Source organism: Vibrio sp. 1-Bac 57, assembly GCF_037546855.1.
In the GTDB taxonomy this organism is placed as follows: domain Bacteria; phylum Pseudomonadota; class Gammaproteobacteria; order Enterobacterales; family Psychromonadaceae; genus Psychromonas.
Genome location: NZ_JALAAC010000106.1, coordinates 1 through 709, shown reverse-complemented (window position 1 = coordinate 709; position 709 = coordinate 1). Strand labels below are relative to the sequence as shown.

1 pseudogene is annotated in these 709 nt (G+C 41.3%); it reads right to left on the bottom strand.

The features are described from left to right. Positions 1-709: pseudogene (locus tag MT391_RS20710) on the bottom strand (IS3 family transposase); the annotation flags it as partial.

The following is a 709-nucleotide window of genomic DNA, read 5'->3' as shown; positions in this document are numbered from 1 at the left end:
GCATCACAAACAAGTTGTGCTTTCATTCTGCTACCCATACTCCAGCCAACAACCTTACGAGAGTATAGGTCTATTACGACGGCTAAATATAACCATCCTTCAGAAGTCCATATGTACGTAATGTCTTGCACCCATGCTTGATTTGGACGTTGAACATCGAAATCCTGTTTAAGTTCATTATCATATACAGGCTTCTTGTGGTCACTGTTTGTTGTTGCTTTATACTTCTTCTTATACCGTACCCAAACGTTTGCTTCTTTCATCAGTTGCGCTGTTTTTCTACGGCCAACAGCGAAATCAAGCGCATTTAATGCCTTCTGAATGCGTCTTTCACCATAGGTATTATCACTGAACTCGGCAATATTCTTAACCCATTGCAACATCTCTTGGTGCTCTGTATTAACTGGAGCTTGAGACTTCCGTTTTTGATAACTGTAGTAATTATTGTTTTTCACACCCAACACGTGACACATCAATATCACTGGCCAGATCTTCTTATTTTGGGCAATAAACGCGTATTTTACTTCGTTTCTTTGGCAAAGAAGACCGTCGCTTTTTTTAATATTTCACGCTCCATTTCCAAGCGTTTTACTTGTGCTTTTAGCTTACGGATCTCATCCTGCTCGGGTGTTAGCTTACCGTTCCCTCGGAATGCATGACCATCGTCGTTTTCTGCTTCTTTTATCCAACGGCCCAGGATCTGAGGAGT